Source organism: Serratia sp. CY47444 (genome assembly GCF_052168635.1).
Classification (GTDB): domain Bacteria; phylum Pseudomonadota; class Gammaproteobacteria; order Enterobacterales; family Enterobacteriaceae; genus Serratia; species Serratia bockelmannii.
This window is the reverse complement of sequence record NZ_JBJNMH010000043.1, coordinates 1-728: the sequence shown is the minus strand read 5'-3', so window position 1 is coordinate 728 and position 728 is coordinate 1. Positions and strand designations below refer to the sequence as shown.

The 728-nt window shown below is 64.7% G+C and carries 1 pseudogene; it reads left to right on the top strand.

The annotated features are described in order from the left end of the window. Positions 1-728: pseudogene (locus tag ACJ8IL_RS24725) on the top strand (transketolase); the annotation flags it as partial.

The following is a 728-nucleotide window of genomic DNA, read 5'->3' as shown; positions in this document are numbered from 1 at the left end:
AAGCTGACCGCCTTCTACGATGACAACGGCATCTCCATCGACGGCCACGTCGACGGCTGGTTCACCGACGACACCGCCCTGCGTTTCGAAGCCTACGGCTGGCACGTGGTGCGCAACGTCGACGGCCACAACCCGGACGCCATCAAGGCCGCGATTGAAGAAGCCCGCAAGGTGACCGACAAGCCGTCGCTGCTGATGTGCAAGACCGTTATCGGCTTCGGTTCGCCGAACAAGGCCGGCACCCATGACGTGCACGGTGCCGCGCTGGGCGCCGCCGAAGTGGCCGCCACCCGCGAAGCACTGGGCTGGAAATACGCCGCCTTTGAAATCCCGCAGGACATCTACGCCCAGTGGGACGCCAAAGAAGCCGGTCAGGCCAAAGAAGCGGCCTGGAACGACAAGTTCGCCGCCTACGCCAAGGCCTTCCCGGAGCAGGCTGCCGAGTTCAAGCGCCGCATGAACGGCGAGCTGCCGGCGGACTGGAAAGCCGACGCCAAAGCGTTCGTGGAAAAACTGCAGGCCAATCCGGCCAACATCGCCAGCCGCAAGGCGTCGCAGAACGCGCTGGAAGCGTTCGGCAAGGTGCTGCCGGAGTTCCTGGGCGGCTCCGCCGACCTGGCGCCGAGCAACCTGACCATGTGGTCCGGCTCGAAAGCGCTGAACGTTGACCCGGCGGGCAACTACATTCATTACGGCGTGCGCGAGTTCGGCATGACCGCCATCACCAA